15 protein-coding genes are annotated in these 15,162 nt (G+C 72.9%); 14 read left to right on the top strand and 1 reads right to left on the bottom strand.

The genetic code is table 11. From position 1 onward, the window contains the following. Positions 1-57: 57 nt before the first annotated feature. From fxlM to ACFYNO_RS14840, 12 genes are all read left to right on the top strand, one after another. Entirely contained in the window at positions 58-2,424 is a 2,367-nt protein-coding gene (gene fxlM, locus ACFYNO_RS14895; RefSeq protein ID WP_388011165.1) for a methyltransferase, FxLD system, read from the top strand. After that, the gene (locus ACFYNO_RS14890; protein WP_388011162.1) at positions 2,421-3,371 is read left to right on the top strand and encodes a glycosyltransferase family 2 protein; all 951 of its coding nucleotides are present in this window, start codon (positions 2,421-2,423) and stop codon (positions 3,369-3,371) included. Before fxlM ends, ACFYNO_RS14890 begins: the two co-directional genes overlap by 4 nt. A 64-nt stretch (positions 3,372-3,435) precedes the next feature. Next, a complete protein-coding gene (locus ACFYNO_RS14885; RefSeq protein ID WP_388011160.1) occupies positions 3,436-4,200 on the top strand; it encodes a PIG-L deacetylase family protein in 765 nt (254 codons plus the stop codon). A gap of 57 nt (positions 4,201-4,257) precedes the next feature. Then, positions 4,258-5,070, top strand: coding sequence for a methyltransferase domain-containing protein (locus ACFYNO_RS14880; RefSeq protein WP_388011157.1), 813 nt, complete (start codon positions 4,258-4,260; stop codon positions 5,068-5,070). Positions 5,071-5,208: 138 nt separating this feature from the next. After that, on the top strand, positions 5,209-6,180 hold the full coding sequence (locus tag ACFYNO_RS14875; RefSeq protein WP_388011154.1) for a hypothetical protein: 972 nt from the start codon (positions 5,209-5,211) through the stop codon (positions 6,178-6,180). Positions 6,181-6,301: 121 nt separating this feature from the next. Continuing rightward, positions 6,302-7,264 carry an endonuclease/exonuclease/phosphatase family protein gene (locus ACFYNO_RS14870; protein ID WP_388011151.1) on the top strand — a complete coding sequence of 321 codons (963 nt, stop codon included), beginning with the start codon at positions 6,302-6,304 and terminating at the stop codon, positions 7,262-7,264. Next, positions 7,264-7,935, top strand: a complete 672-nt coding sequence (locus tag ACFYNO_RS14865) for a 2'-5' RNA ligase family protein (RefSeq protein ID WP_388011148.1) — start codon at positions 7,264-7,266, stop codon at positions 7,933-7,935. Before ACFYNO_RS14870 ends, ACFYNO_RS14865 begins: the two co-directional genes overlap by 1 nt. Positions 7,936-7,999: 64 nt before the next feature. Then, positions 8,000-8,674, top strand: coding sequence for a 2'-5' RNA ligase family protein (locus ACFYNO_RS14860; protein WP_388011145.1), 675 nt, complete (start codon positions 8,000-8,002; stop codon positions 8,672-8,674). A 468-nt stretch (positions 8,675-9,142) separates the two neighbouring features. Continuing rightward, a complete protein-coding gene (locus ACFYNO_RS14855) occupies positions 9,143-10,051 on the top strand; it encodes a PhzF family phenazine biosynthesis protein (protein ID WP_388011142.1) in 909 nt (302 codons plus the stop codon). Positions 10,052-10,066: 15 nt separating this feature from the next. After that, entirely contained in the window at positions 10,067-10,792 is a 726-nt protein-coding gene (locus ACFYNO_RS14850) for a hypothetical protein (protein ID WP_388011139.1), read from the top strand. A gap of 36 nt (positions 10,793-10,828) precedes the next feature. Next, a complete protein-coding gene (locus ACFYNO_RS14845; protein ID WP_388011136.1) occupies positions 10,829-11,974 on the top strand; it encodes a hypothetical protein in 1,146 nt (381 codons plus the stop codon). A gap of 240 nt (positions 11,975-12,214) precedes the next feature. Further along, positions 12,215-13,060, top strand: a complete 846-nt coding sequence (locus tag ACFYNO_RS14840) for a hypothetical protein (RefSeq protein ID WP_388011133.1) — start codon at positions 12,215-12,217, stop codon at positions 13,058-13,060. Between the two features lie 5 nt (positions 13,061-13,065). Here ACFYNO_RS14840 and ACFYNO_RS14835 read toward each other — a convergent pair whose 3' ends face one another. Next, positions 13,066-13,566: a hypothetical protein gene (locus tag ACFYNO_RS14835; protein WP_388011130.1), complete on the bottom strand. Its 501-nt coding sequence runs from the start codon at positions 13,564-13,566 to the stop codon at positions 13,066-13,068. Between the two features lie 127 nt (positions 13,567-13,693). Between ACFYNO_RS14835 and ACFYNO_RS14830 the strand changes: the two genes are divergently transcribed. Together ACFYNO_RS14830 and ACFYNO_RS14825 are read left to right on the top strand one after the other, a co-directional pair. Further along, positions 13,694-14,812 carry a hypothetical protein gene (locus ACFYNO_RS14830; protein ID WP_388011127.1) on the top strand — a complete coding sequence of 373 codons (1,119 nt, stop codon included), beginning with the start codon at positions 13,694-13,696 and terminating at the stop codon, positions 14,810-14,812. A 136-nt stretch (positions 14,813-14,948) separates the two neighbouring features. Further along, positions 14,949-15,149: a hypothetical protein gene (locus ACFYNO_RS14825; RefSeq protein ID WP_388011124.1), complete on the top strand. Its 201-nt coding sequence runs from the start codon at positions 14,949-14,951 to the stop codon at positions 15,147-15,149. Positions 15,150-15,162: the final 13 nt, after the last annotated feature.

Genomic DNA, 15,162 nt, shown 5'->3' with positions numbered 1-15,162 from the left:
GTGACCCGGGCCCTGACCAGCCCGGCAACGACCGACACCCGGAAGAGGAGCAGCAACGTGGGGTACATCCCGCAGAATGAGTGGGAGCAGCACTACGCGGACGGCCTGGGCTTCAGACCGCTCGGCGGCGCTGAGCGGGAGCTGCTGGCCGCGCACGTCGCCGCCCCCGAGGGCGGCGGACGGGCGCTCGATGTCGGCTGCGGCACCGGCGAGCTGGCCGTCCACCTCGCCGGCGCCGGCTACACCGTGGACGCCGTCGACTTCGCCGACAGCGCCCTCACCAGGGCCCGGGAAGGGCACGGTGACGTCGAGGGTGTGCACTGGCTGCGCCTGGACATCGAGCGCGACGACCCGGCGCCGCTGCACGAGGACGGGTACGACCTGGTCGTCATGCGCCTGATGTACCCGTTCCTACGCGACCGCGGGCGCGTTCTGCACGGCCTGAGCGAGCGGCTGCGCAAGGGCGGTGCGCTCGTCGTCATCACCCCGCTGGTCGAGCACACCCCGCAGGAGCGGCGCGCGATCGCCCTGGACGAGGATGAGATCGCCCTGGTCACCAGCGGCTGGGAGACGGCGCAGCGGCTGGACGCGGACGGGCTGGCCGTCCTGGTCCTGCGCGGCCCCTGCCACGCCGATGCCCGGGCGGTGGAGAAGTCGCCGACCACCGGCCACTCCCTCACCGGGGCGCTGGCTGTCGTCACGGACACTGCCGGGCGGGTTCTGCTCGGCCGCTCCCGACGCGGCATGCTGGAGCTGCCCGGCGGCAAGAGCACTGGGCCGGAGGGCTTCGCAGCCACCGCCGTGCGCGAACTCGCCGAAGAGACCGGGCTGGTCGCCGCACCGGGCGACGCCCACGTGCTGACGATGCTCGCCGACGATAGCCACGGCGTGCCCCGGCTCACGGCGGTCGTCCGCATCACCAGCTGGAGCGGGGAACTGTCCGTCAGGGAGCCGGCGCTGTTCGAGCGGTGGGAATGGTTCGACCTCCACTCCCTGGCGTGCGCCGGCGACATCTTCACCCCGGCCGCGGCCGCGCTCGACGCCGTCTGGCCCGGGGTCATCCCCACCCCGCCCGCCGTGACCGCCTACCCCCTCGCGGTCGACCAGCCCCCCGTTCCCGGAGAGCCGGCCCAGGCCGTCCGGCTGCGCGAGGCGATGACGCAGACGGTCATCGACGGCGGCTGGGCCCCCTCCGCGCGGGTCCAGGAGGCGCTTCGGACCGTGCCACGCCACCGCTTCGCCCCCGAGGCAGACCTGCCGACCGCGTACGACGGCGGGGACCGGGCCGTCACCACCCGGCGCGACGAGACCGGCAGGGCGATCAGCTCCGTCTCCGCGGCCTGGCTCCAGGCCGACATGATCCGCAGTCTGGACCCGGCACCGGGCGCGGTCGTGTTCGAGGCGGGCTCCGGGGGCTACAACGCGGAGCTGCTCACCCACGTCACCGGGCCCGAGGGGCGCGTGGTCACCGTGGACATCGACCCGTGGGTGGTGCGCCGCACCCGCCGATTCACCACGGAGGCCGGCAGCGGACGCGTCACCGTCGTCGAGGCGGACGCAGCCCTCGGCGCGCCCGCACACCTCGTGCCGCGCGGCGGCTTCCACGCCAGCGTGATCACCTACAACTGCTGGGACATCGCCCCGGCCTGGCGCGAGCAGCTGACCGAAGGCGGGCGCCTGGTCCTGCCGCTCGAGATCGGCGGCTACACCCGGGCCATCACCTTCGAGCGACGCGGCCAGGTGCTCCACGCACGCGGCTTCACCTACTGCGGATTCGTCCGCGACCAGGGACAGCAGGCCCGCGCCATCCCGTCCGTCGACCTCCTCCAGGGCGAGCTGACGCTGCGCTTCGAGCACGGCACCGCCCTGCCCACGCAAGGAGTGGAGGAGGCGCTGCGCGGGCCGCGGCACGAGGCCCCCACCGGCGTCACCATGGGGGCCAACAGCTACTTCGGCTCGCTCCAGCTGTACGTCGCCACCACGCTGCCCGGCTTCTGCCGACTGGCCGCCAACCGAGACCCGGCCACCGGTGTCACCGAGATCGCCAAGGGGAAGGACGTGCCGGCGATCACCGGCGAAGCCTCCCTGGCCTACCTGACCTACGTCCAGACCCGGGACGGCGACCGCTCCGAAGACAAGGAGTGGGCGTGGATCGTCCACGCCTTCGGCGAGCACGGGCCGCGACTCGCCGAGCAGGTGGTGGCAACGGTGCAGGCATGGGACCGCACCGTGCGCGCCGAGGACAACAGCAAGCACGCCGACCCGGCCCTGACCGCCTACCCGGCCGGCACCCCCGACGATCTGCTGCCCGCCGGGCACGTGCTGGACAAAAAGCGCTGTCGGCTGGTGTTCCAGTGGCCCGGCCGTACCGGGCGCCTTCCGGCGACGGTCGAGGGCGCATCGGTCGCGCGGAGCGCCCGATGACCGGCGGCCCGGGCCCCACGCAGCCGCTCGCCGACACGAACCCGCCTGGAGGGCAGAGCCAGGTACCGCCCCCGCTCGTCGATGTCGTTCTGCTGACCATGAACGACCGCCCCGAGGAGGAGCGCGCCTCGCAGGCCACGCTCCTGGCCCAACGCGGCGTCGAGGTACGGATCTGCGTCGTCGGCAACGGCTGCACACCGGATGTCGTCCCGGCGGGCGCCCTGACCGTCGTTCTGCCCGAGAACCTCGGCATCCCCGGCGGCCGCAACGAGGGCGCCCTCGCCCTCGCCGAACTCGACCCGCCCGCCGACTACCTGTTCTTCATGGACAACGACGCCTCCTTCCCTGGGCCGGACGTCCTCGCCCGGCTCGTCGCCGAGGCCGGGCAGCACCCCGAAGCCGGCTACGTGCAGCCGCGCCTGACGGGCCCTGACGACACCACCACCCCGCGGCGCTGGGTGCCCCGCCTGCGGGCCGGCGACCCCGGCCGCCCCGGCACGGTCACGTCCATGACCGAGGGCGTCGTCCTCGTCCGCCGCACCGTCTTCGACCAGGTCGGCGGGTGGTGCGAGGGCCTGTTCCTCTATCACGAGGGGTTTGACCTCTCGTATCGGATCTGGTCCCAGGGCTACTCCGGCTGGTATGCCGGAGGGCTGCGGATGCACCACCCGCTCAGCAGCCCGTCCCGGCATGCGCTGTTCTTCCGGCTTGCCGCCCGCAACCGCGTGTGGGTGGCCTACCGCAACCTGCCCGGACCGTTGATCCCCGTGTACCTGGCGGTGTGGACCACGGCCACCGCGCTGCGGGCGGTGCGCGGGGGCGGCGCCCGCGAGTCCTGGCAGGGCTTTCGCGAAGGGTGGGCTGGCCGCCACGAGCAGGACAGGCGGCCGATGAGCTGGCGCACCGCGTGGCGCCTGACCATCGCCGGACGGCCGCCCGTCCTGTGACCGGGCCCGCACCACAAGCCCGGCCCGCAGCCGGTCGGCACCCCCACTGCTCCAGGAGGCAGATGTGTCACACCTTCCCAGCCTGCTCGCCGTGTTCGGGCACCCGGACGACGAGTCGCTCGTCGCCGGCGGGGTCCTCGCCCAGCACGCCGAGTCGGGGGCGCGCACCGCGGTGGTGACCGCGACCTGGGCCCCGGGCACCCACCGCGCGGCCGAACTGGCCGATGCCGTCCGGACCCTCGGGGCGGGAGAGCCGAGGATGCTGGGGTACGCCGACCACCGCGTCCCGGACTCCTCCACCGGCCCGCGGCTGTGCGACGCACCGTTGGAGCGCGTGGTGGAGGACGTCGTACGGCAGATCCGCGAGTTCCGGCCCGAGATCGTGGTCACCCATGACGCGTACGGGGGGCTGACCGGTCACCCGGACCACCGGCTCATCCACCGGGCCGTCGTGCTCGCCGCGACCGCGGCCGGGCTCGAGCACCTCTACCCGGACGCCGGAGCCCCCTGGCGGCCTTCGGCGCTCCACCTGGCGACCCACCCGCACTCGGCCCTCGACGACCTCGGCCCGCTCCTGTCGCGGGTCGACAAGTCGGTGCTCAGCGTGCCCGACGAGAGCGTCGGCCTGGTCACTGACGTACGCCCGTGGCTGGACACGAAGTGGGCGGCCATCTGCGCCCACCGGAGCCAGGTCGAGCGGGAACGGCCGCTGCCCGGCCTGCTCGCCCGCCTCCCCGCAGACGTCCGTGAGCGGATCATCGGCCGCGAGTACTTCACGCGCATCGACCTGCGGCCGGCGCCGGCCCGCCCGGGCGAGCAGCCCCGCTGACCGTCACCCGCGCCACACCCACCGCCCGACCTCGCCCCCAGCAGGAGCAGCATCAGAATGCGCCCGCCCGCCGCCCACGGCTTCACCGCCGTCGACCAGCAGCCCCGACCCGCCGAGTTCGTCCAGGTCCTCGAGACGCTGGACGACCACCCGTTCTACGCGGCCTACAAGGCCCGCCTGCGCGAACTGCTCCACGCCCGGCCCGGGGGCCGGTTCCTCGACGTGGGCGCGGGGACGGGCGCCGCCGTCCTGGCCATGACCGAGGAGCACGGCAGCAGCGTCGTGGCGATCGACCACTCGGCCACGATGGCCGGCCACGCGCACGCCCGCGGGCTGGGAAGCGTCACGGTGGCCGATGCCCATCATCTGCCCTTCCGTGACGCCTCGTTCGACGGAGCCTGGGCCGACCGTGTCCTGCAGCACGTCGCCGACCCGGAGCAGGTCCTCACGGAGATGCTGAGAGTGATCCGCCCCGGCGGGCGGATCGCCCTCGCCGACCCCGACTACGACACCCAGGTCCTCGACATCGCCGACCAGGACCTGGCCCGCCGCGTCCTGCGGTTCCGGGCCGACGTCCAACTGCGCCACGGCACCCTCGCCCACCGGCACGCCGGCCTCCTCAGCCGCCACAACCTACGCGACGTCAACACCGAGGCCAGAACGCTCGTCGTGCGCGATCCGCGCGAGGCCGACAACTGCCTGGGGCTGCGGACCTGGGCCCACACCGCAGCCGAACACGGACACCTCACCCGCACCGAAGCCGAGCAGTTCACCGGCCAGTTCGACGAGGCCGTCCGCAGCGGCCGGTTCACCTACGCGGTCACCTTCTTCCTCACCGCCGCCACGGCCGCACCCACCAGCCGCTCATGACACCGCGTGAGGAGAAGCGTCCCGCAGCCGGCGGCCCCCGCGCGCCGCCCGGCCACGGCCGCACTGCGGCGAATCGTCAAGTCTGCGCGGCCCATCCCGGGCCGGCATGCACCATACCCACCACCCGAAGGAGCAGCAGTGTCCGACACCACCAGCGTGACCAGTACGACCCCGGAGACGGTCCGGATCCTGGGCTGCAACGTCCAGCACGGCTGGCGCCGTGACGAAGCCATCGCCTTCATCAAGTCGCTCACCCCGGCGCCGGAGATCATCCTCTGGCAGGAGGCCCAGCCCGGCGACCCGGGCAAGGGCATAGCCTCCGATGCCGAGGTGGCCGCCGAGGCGCTGGGGATGGACGCGTACGAGAACGTGCTGACGCCGCACGTGCGGCGCCCCAAGCACAATGTGATCTTCGTGAAGCGCGGGGGCGTGTTCGTCCACGACGGGACCTACCAGCACCCCGGAGCGCCGCACCAGGCGCCGGCCAACGTGGCGTTGCGGCTGCGCCTGCCCGACGGGTCGCTGTCCTACCGCCGGCTCCTGCTGCTGTCCGGCCACGCCTGCTACTACTCGGCGCCGATCCGCTCGGTGGAGGCCGACTTCGTGACCTCCGTGTTCAAGCACGGGGAGCTGGGCTACGCCGAGTACGACTGCAACTCCTACCGCAAGGGCCGTCACCCCCGGGCCCTGCAGAGCGTCCGCGACCGGACGTTCGCCACCAACCGCTCGCGGCTGACCGAGGCCGGGGAGTTCGTCCCCGACGACGTCTTCGACCGGAAGTTGGTCAACGCCGGCTTGGTCGATGTCGGCCTGTGGGCCGCGCAGGAGCTGGGGCAGAAGGGCGCGGACGGGCCCACTGCGGGCTGGGGGCCGGACAAGCGCGACCAGCGCGCCGAGCCGGTGGACGGCGAAGACAGCGACCAGGACCCGGCTTCGGCGATCGATCGCGGCTACGCCGTGGCGGAGCTGATCCCCGCGCTGCTGGCCGCCGGGCCGATCGACAACGCGGCGACCCGGGCCTTCTCCGACCACCTCCCCGTGGACTCCCTGTGGCGCTACAGCGGCCTGGTGGAGGTCATGGACCGCCGGGTCGACGTCATCGTGCACTGAACACCCCGCTGCGGTCGTCCGGCCGGCCGGCCACCGACATGAACCGCGACGTCGACGTCAGCCGGCACTGACCACCACAACGGTGAACCCCCGCCACCAGGCCCACCCCAAGGAGTTGAACATGCCGAGCATCAAACGCATCGCCAACCTCAACGCGTACAAGCTCTCACCGAGCCTCATCGGAACCGCCTCGTGGAAGGCCCGCGTCACCGCCATCCAGGAGATCGCCCCGGACATCCTCGGACTCCAGGAAGTCCTCGTGGACGAGACCCTGCCGGTGTCGCAGTGGGCGGCGCAGGCATCGGCGGTCATCGAGCAGCTCGCCGCCGAGTGCGGACTCAGCGCCACCACGGTGCGCTCCGACGGCACCCCTGGCCCCACCGCGATGGCCAACAACGCCAACCGCGGCTGGTACACGGCGCTGCTGTGGAACCCGGCCGCGGTGCGCCCGGTGCCGGGGACGTTCCGGCCGTATGGCGCCCCGGACTTCTGGCACGGGTTCACCACCATGGCGTTCGACGTCGGCGCGGTGGAGCCGGTCACCGTCGGCTCCTACCACGGCGACCCCTTCCGCGGAGACTGGCGCGCAGCCGAATCCCTCCGCCTCAAGTCGGCCTTTCGCACCACCGGCGGCGCGAAGCCCGGCTTCGCCATCGGCGACTTCAACGGCCTGTCCGCCGCCCAGACCACCGGCCCCAACGGCGAACCGCGGTACTACGACGCGGAGCCCTACCTCGAGCAGGACCACGACGACCTCGAATACCAGCTGCTGCGCGGCACGATCGGCGGCGAGCAGCTGGCGGACCGGCGCCAGAGCGAGGCCCTGCTGCGGCGCGGCTTCATGGTGGACGCCGCCGCGCACCTGGGGGCGCCGTGGCACCCGACCGTCGGGCACTGGGAGGACGGCCGGGGCGACCCCGACCCGTGGGGCCCGCGCCGCATCGACCTCATCCTCGCCACCCGGCCGGTGGCCCCGGCACTCGTCAGCTACCGGACCCACCAGAGCCCGGCCGCCGAGGAGGCGTCCGATCACCTGCCCGTGGTCTGCGACTTCGAGCCCGCCAAGATCTCCAAGGAGCGGTGATGCGGAAATTCATGGGCCCCAAGCGGCTGTGGGGCAGCGAAGGCGGGCCGGACGAGGACTGGGTCAAGCCGCACGTGCTGTGGCTGCCGCAGGACGACCCGCAGGTCATCGAGTACTTCGGGCGCCTGCGGGAGGTCGTCGCCCGGTTCCCGGACGTGATCACCCCGATCGCGGACGAGAACCTGCACATGACGATCCAGTCCATCCGGCCGCTCACCACCGCCGGTGTCCGCGTGGACAGCGAGCAGCTGGCCGCCGCGGCGGCCGCGGTCCAGGCGGAACTCGACGGCCTGGCCCCGTTCGACATCCAGATCGGCCCGGCCCGCGCCTCCGGATCGGCGGGCATCGTGGAGATCTGGCCCGAGGACGGACCGGCGGAACTCAACCGCCGCGTCCGCACGGGCCTGCTCGCCGCCGGGCTGGACCTCCCGCCGGCCGAGAAGCACTTCTGGAGCCACATGTCGTGCGGCTACGGGGACCAGGACAGCGACACCCCCGAGCTGGCGGCCCGGTCCGACCAGTTCGCCTCCGAGATCGGGAAGAGCATCCGGCCCGCGATCCGCACCTCCGCCACCGTCTCCAGCGTGTGGCTGGTGTGGGAGCGCCAACGCCCGGACCTCAACACCTACACCTTCGAGCGCGTCCACCAGCTGCGCCTCGGCCAGTCCTGACCACCGTGGCGCCCGTGCTGCCCGGCACGGGCGCCCGCACCGATATGTGAGGGAGAAGTCCACGATGGAGAAGTTCACTCCGAAGTTCCAGGGCGGGCCCTGGCCCGCCGTCGGCCGCGTCCTGCACGTCTACGCCGTTCCGGACCTGCACACCGACCGTCAGCTCGCGCGCCTGGTCAGCGAATGCCACAACGCGATGCGCCCCTTCCCGATCACCCCGATGGTCGACGGGACGCTGCACTGCACCGTCGAGATGGTCGCGGATGCCACCTCCGACAAGATCACGACGCAGGAGCGCGACGAACTCGCCGCGGCGCTGCGCGCCCATCTGTCCGGCACCGGACCGCTGGAGGTCATGGCCGGCTCCCCGGTGGCCAACCGCGCCGGCGCGTTCCTGGACCTGTCGCCCGACGACGCCTTGGTCGAGCTGCGCGAGCGGGTGCGCGACGCCATCCGCGAGGTCCGCGGGCCCGGCGCGCTCCTCCACAACGGCGGAAGGCCCCACATGTCGCTCGGGTACGCCTGGGCCGAGGCGTCCTCCGACGCTCTGCAGACGGCCCTGAGGCGGATCTCCCCGAGCCACGCGCCCGTCCGCTTCGGCGCCGTGCAGCTGCTCGACGTGCTCTTCCAGCAGCAGCCCCGTCCCGACGGTGCGACAGCCTGGGAGCTGTCGTGGGAGCCGGTGGCGACCATCGAGCTCGCCGGAGCCAGCGCCCCGCAGCGGGCAGCCGCAAGCTGACCATCGGCCGTTCCCCAACCGGAGCCCTGTCCGGCCGGGCCGGGCGGGGTGTTGCCGGGCAACACCCCGCCCGGCCATCGGGTCGTGGCCGACACCCCTCATCCGGCCGGGCAGGCGCCGAAGCTCAGGGCCCGCGCGGGGGGCTCGACCGTCTACCAGGTGAGGGTGAGGTCGTTGCCACGGGTAGTACAAGTCGAGTCCGCCGCCACGGGGGAGCCGAACGGTCCTGACGGCCAGTCACCGATTCGCGAGGATTCCCGGCGTCACGATGAACCGCTCGCTACTGTGGGGGAGTCCGTGATTGGGGATCACGGACGTCGATACACAAGCGCCCGTCACCCGGCCGGGATGAGGCGGTACGGGCCGCCGGAGTCCACACCGCCCGTGCCGTCGCGGACCCGAGGGTCGTTCTCACTCCAGAGGCGATCGCGACGGCCCGCTCTCCTCGATCCGAAACTGGGGGCGCTCGTGCACTACGACCTCGCCGACGTGTTCACCGATGCCGTGCTCGGGGGCAACCAGCTCGCGGTGTTCACCGACACCGTGGCGGTCGACCCCGGCCTGATGCAGGCCATCGCCCTGGAGATGAACCTCTCCGAGACCGTCTTCCTGCGCCCCGCCGAGGCGGGCGGCGACATCCGGGCGAAGCTGTACTCCACCGTGACCGAGGTGGACTTCGCCGGCCACCCGCTGCTCGGCACGGCCGCCGTCCTGGCCCAGCACCAGGCCGCCGACGAGACCGAGCTGCGCATCGAGACGAACGTCGGCGTCGTGCCGGTCACCACCCGGCGCCTGGGCGAGGACCGGTACACCGCATGGATGCGACAGCCCCTCCCGAAGGTCTCACCTGTCCCGGACGAACAGGTTGCCGGACTGCTCGCCGTGCTCGGGCTCCGGCAGAGTCTGCTGCCGGTCACCCTGTACGACGCGGGGATCCCGCACCTGTACGTGATGGCCGACTCCCCCGAGGCCGTGCGCGCCGTCGTCCCCGACTTCCCCGCCCTGGGCCGTGCTGCTGGCCCGGGCCGGGCCCGCATCAACGTCTTCGCCCTCACCGGCCCCACCACCGCGGTCACCCGCATGTTCTCCCCCTACGACCGCGTTCCCGAGGACCCCGCATGCGGGTCGGCGGCCGGCCCGCTCGCCGCGCACCTCGTACGCCACGGACTTCTGGCCTCCGGCGTCCAGCTCATGCTCAGCCAGGGCGAGGCCGTGAACCGGCCATCCACCTTGTACGCGCAGGTGGTGGCCCACCAAGATGACATCCAGTCGATCGACGTCGGCGGCGGGGTCTGTCTCATCGGCTCCGGACGTCTGCGTCTTCCCGGCCCCAGCGGCAGCGCCGCGAGGCCGGGCGATCGCACCGCAACCGCGTAACGAGGGGAGCACGACGTGGGCAAGGGCAAGCGGCTGCGGGCGCAGCGTGTGAGGGAAGAGACCGTACGGCGGGGACGGGAGCTGGCCCCGGAGCCGTCCCGGCCGGTGTCGATGGACGACATGGGCGGCGGACGGCTGTCCTCGTACACGCGCCAGGAGATCGGCAAGCAGGTGTACGCGTGGATGATCCTCCTGTCCTATCTGGAGGCCGCGCTGGAAGGCGCGGACGGCCTGCCGGAGAACTTGTTCGCCCCGCAGATGCCGGGCGAGAGCGACGAGGACTACACGGCGCGGATCGAGGTCGATCGCCTTCTGGTGGACGCGCGGGCCTTGGGCGGCAGCCCGGCGGAAGAGGTGGCCGAAGTCCTCTCCAGCTGGGTACCACGCTCTCTGGTTCCCGGCGTCGTCGACCACCTCTCCGGCGAAGGCCTGCGGCACCTGGACGCCGCGACCCCGGACCCCGACCAGTGGCAGGCCGGCGCCCGGCCCCTCCTTGGGATCCTGTGCCCGCCGAAGCACTGGGAGGCCGCGCTCGACCAGCTCGAAGCGCTCGCCGCCAGCCGGCTCAAGATCACCGATGCCATCGCCGAACACCTGACCGGCCAGCCGGTGGCCACCGTGCACGCGGCAGCCGCACTGGTCACCTGGCTGTACGGGCGCCCGGACATCATCGCCGACCCGGCGGCAGCCCGCCTCGAACTCGCCGAGCGAGCCGGTAAGTTCGGGAAGTTCGTCTTCTAGGACCGCACCCCCGACCCGACCAGCAGGAGCCAGTCCATGCCCTCTCGCTCACCGGCCTCCGATTCGTGGGACGAGGCCGTACGGCGCGCCACCGACGCCACCGCGGCCGACCGTCCCGGTGGGATGGACGAGCAGTGCTGGGACGACGTGGCGATGCGCGGCATCGTCGCAACGGTCCTCTACGCCCTGCACCTTCGCGAGCGCCGGCCGGTCGACGCGATCGGCTGGCCGGCGGTGCTGTGGCAGCTGCACGACGACGTGCGGGTGGCCAAGCTGGTCACCACCGTCCTGCCCCGCGCCGGCCACGACCTGTCGCGCACCGCTGCGCCCGGCGACCCGGTGACCGAGTGCTGGCGGTGGCTGACCCGGACCTGGGACCCGGACGCCCCGGTGAGGTCCGCCTCCCTCCAGCCCGCCCTCTCGCGCGGCTTCCGGGAGGGCTGGGTTCCGGATGCAGCGGAGCTCCGGTGGGGCGGCATGAGCCGGGGCATCGGCGCGGGTCTGCCCGACCCCGCCCTGGAGGTCTGCATCCACTGGGCCGGTGGCGTCGTCCAGCGGCAGATCATCACCGAGAACCAGGGCCACCACACCTACGACCGGCTCAAGGTCACCTCCGGGGCGTTCGTCGGGCACCGCGGGTACGTACGCAACGTCGGCTGGAACTTCGACGACACGACCGAGACGGCCGATGGGCCGGCCGGGTACGTGGTCGACCTCGACGACGTCGAAGGAACCGAGGACATCGACGCCGACCAGGTCGAGGCGTGCACCGATCTGCGCTGGCCGCGACGTCCCGAAGGAACCCTCAAGGACGGCCCTCCCCGGGGATGGAACGATCCGCTCCCGCCGGCCAAGACCTGCGAGGAGAACCTCCGAGAGGTCCTCGACCGGGCCAGCAACCCCGGCATCGTGCCGGAAGAACTGCGCCGTGCCGTCACCGCAGCCCACCACCATCACCACCTCGCGCTGGACTGGCAGGCCAGCCCCGAGCCGCAGCGGTTCACCTGGCGAGTCCTGCACCACTGGTACCAGCTGACCGAGGACTACGCGGACGACCAGCGCGCTGACCTGTACGAGGTCGTCGTCACCCGGCACCTCCACGACACCGAACCCGCCCACCACCTCGCCCTGAGCGAGGACGACCTGCCCGGCCTGATCGCACGCTGCACCACCGGAGAGTAAGCCAGACCTGCCTCCCGGCCGTCCGCCTGTGCGCTACGTTGGGCGCGGCGCAGGACATGCACGCGCCGAGACCGCCGTGCGCCGCGCCCACGCCGCACCGCCCGGCATGAGGTCGAAGGCTCGCCGGATACGGTCCGGCACCCGGACCGGTGTCCGGCGAGGGCCCATGATGCTTCGCTCTGACTGGACACGGACTTCAGGGCGGGACGGCGTGGGCACCCCGCCCGCTGGGAGCCGGTCATGACCAAGCGCGGGAGCAACGACCGCAAGGGCAAAGCACGCCGCATCGCCAAGGAACGCGACGTCCGGGTCACCGAGGCGCACAGCCTGCTGCTCCAGGCCAAGAACCGCAACGACCCCTCGTCGTCCGACGCGCCGGCCGGGGAACCCGCCGCCACCTCCGGCGAAGCGCACGAGCTGCGGATCCACCGCACCGCCGCCGACGGCACGGTGGAAGTCCTCGACGGCGACGCCGCCGCCCGCGCGGTGTGGCGGAGCAGCCCAGGCGCCCTGACGGCCGGATGCCGGTGCGGCTGGGTCAACCCCCACACGGGGCCGCGCTTCCCCGACCTGCCCGCGCCCGACGGCGTGGAACCCAACGAGCAGAAGCACTGGCGGTGGTACCAGCTGGCGGCCTGGGCCCAGCACGCCGGCGACATGGACGGAGAGCCCTCTTCGGCCGAGTACGTCCAGGACCCCAGCGTCACGATCAACAACGTGACCATTCAGGTGATCTTCGACTTGCGGCTGCTCCTGCACCACGCCCAGGACGACCGCGAGACCGTGGCCGCCACCTACGAAGCGGTGGAGACCCTTCTGCGGACCGCGCGGATTCGCGTCGCTCACGAGCGAGCACGGCCGGGCGCCGGCCGGCAGCAGGACACCGGACAGCCCGCTCAGGACGAACCCTCGGTGTCCGAGGAGATCCCGGCAAGCCTCGACGTCCTTGTCCGGCGCACCGATTCCGGACGGAGCGGCGGGTACTGGGAACTGCTCGCCGTCGAGCTTGCCGCTGCGGAACTGCGCCGCCTGGTCCTGCAAGAAAGCCAGCACGCGGTGTCGACGGTTTCCGATGCTCCGGCGTGACGGCGTCAGGCGGTGGCGGGCAGAAGGCGGGCGGAGAGGTCCCGCCCGGTGACCGCCGCCAGATGCGGTTCCAGAACGGTCAGCCGCTCAGCCAGCACACCGACGCGCTGACGGGCCGTCTCGTAGCGTACCCAGGCCCGCACGCGGGCCGGGTCGGGGAACTCGCGGTCCAGGGCGAGGACGGTGTCGTCGGCGTCCGGCCGCGCCCGCTCGGCGCAATGGGCAGCCCAGCCCTCGTGGAGCAGTGACACGTCCGCGCAGGCGAGGTTCGCCTCGAAGACCGGCAGAGTCAGCGCATCGTTCGGGCCGAGGACGTTCAGCAGCCTGGTGAGCGCCGCCTCGATGTGGACGCTGTGCTCGACGGTCGCACCGACGACGCTGTCCGGCTCGGCGGCGGTGGAGCTGGAGGGGGTGCGGGTGGCAAGCATCAGCTGGGCCCGCCACACCGCGGTGCGGATCTGCTCCTCGCGCAGCCTCGTCCTGCGCCGCTTCACGGTCCACCGCATCCGCGGGCCCCTCCTCTTCGCTGCCTGTTGAGCGCCGTGGCCACTCTGCCAGCCCAGCCGGGGCCGTACCAGGGGACCGCCCGCTTCCGGCCGGGCGTCCGCGACGGACCTGGCAGACTTCCACGCCATGCGGAAGAACATCACCTGGGCCGCCGTGGGGGCCACGGCGGCCGTTGTCGCGGCTGTGTTGCTCTGGGCGGTCGGCCCGGTGAAGAACGGCCTGGCCCTCGGCGGCGTTGCCACGGCCGCGTTGGCCGCGTCGAACATCCGGCACCACCGGCGGCGGGGCGCCGCCGGGCCGGACGACGCCGCGGTTCCACCGGACCGATGGAGCCGTCTCATACCCGGCTTGGAGGCTGCGTCCACCCCGGCGGAGATCACGGGGTGCCTGGAGCGGGCCCACTTCGCCACGGTGTGGGATGCCGCCCGGACGTGGGCCGGTGGTCTGGTGTTGTGGCACGTCACCGCCTACCCGTCCGCGTGGACCGCGCGCGCCCACGACGCCGCCGCTTACGGAGCCTGGGTCGGCGACCTGATCGCCGCGGCGATCGTGGACACCGCACGCGAGGACGGCCTGGACGCCGGCGACGGCAGCGCGCTCCTTGGGCTGGGGCTGGACCGGCCGGCCTCCCGCCTCACCGAACTGCGCACCGCGCTGGCCGCGCTCACCCGGCACCCGGACACCCCGGCGCAGTACATCGAGACCGCGCAGCACCTCAGCGCCCTCGCCGCCGGGGACGCCGACCAGCAGGCCGCCGCGCTGTTCACTGCCGGGATCGCCCGCCAGGTCCTTGCCGCCCACGCCGGCGAGGGCGCCGTGCTCGGCGACCGCATCCCGGCCCTCGCCCAGTGGGAGGTCACCCGCACGATGTGGCACAACCGCCCCGACCACGGCCCCTACCGCGGCGCCCGGCCCCTGGCGGACCAGAGCGAGCACGTCGACCTGCTCGCCGCCGCGCTCCTGCACCACCGGCAGGCAGGCTCCACCGGACCGGCCCGCCAGGAGCGGGCCTACCGGCTGCACCGTGCCGCCCTCGACGACCGCTTCGCCCTGCTGTGGCCGAACCCACCCCCTGGTGAACTCGCCACCCTCGCAGATCAGTCCGCCCGGCGCCTGCTGGAATGGGACCGCACGCAGCCCGACGCTTCGCAAGGCGACTGCCACCAGGCGCGCTGGTACGACCACCCCCGCGAGTACGTTCGCCACGCCTACCGCCGAGACACGGCGATCGACGCGGAAGCCTGACGCAACGTAGGCCCTCCGGCAGGAGTCAGCATCTTGAGGCGGCACGGACTTCCCGAGCGGCTGCTGCCGCGAATCCACGCCGCGCTGCGGCCCGGCGGCCAGGGTCTTCTCCGTCGGACGAGCCCGCCCTGGCCAGTTGCAAGGGGCGCGGGTCGACAACCTCACCCTGGCCGACGGCATCCGACTGCCCGTCGTCCGCTACGGCCACGACGCCACTGGCTGGACGAACCTGCTGAACCGGCACGGCTTCACCGCCGTCAGCTGCATCGAGGTTCCGCTCTGGCCGGCGGATGCCAACCCCACGCTGGTCCTGGCGGCCACATGGCCCCGCGGGTGAACACGCCGGCCGC

This window comes from Kitasatospora sp. NPDC006697 (assembly GCF_042869935.1).
Taxonomy (GTDB): domain Bacteria; phylum Actinomycetota; class Actinomycetes; order Streptomycetales; family Streptomycetaceae; genus Kitasatospora.
The sequence above is the reverse complement of the archived record's forward strand: the minus strand, read 5'-3'. Positions and strand labels throughout refer to the sequence as shown.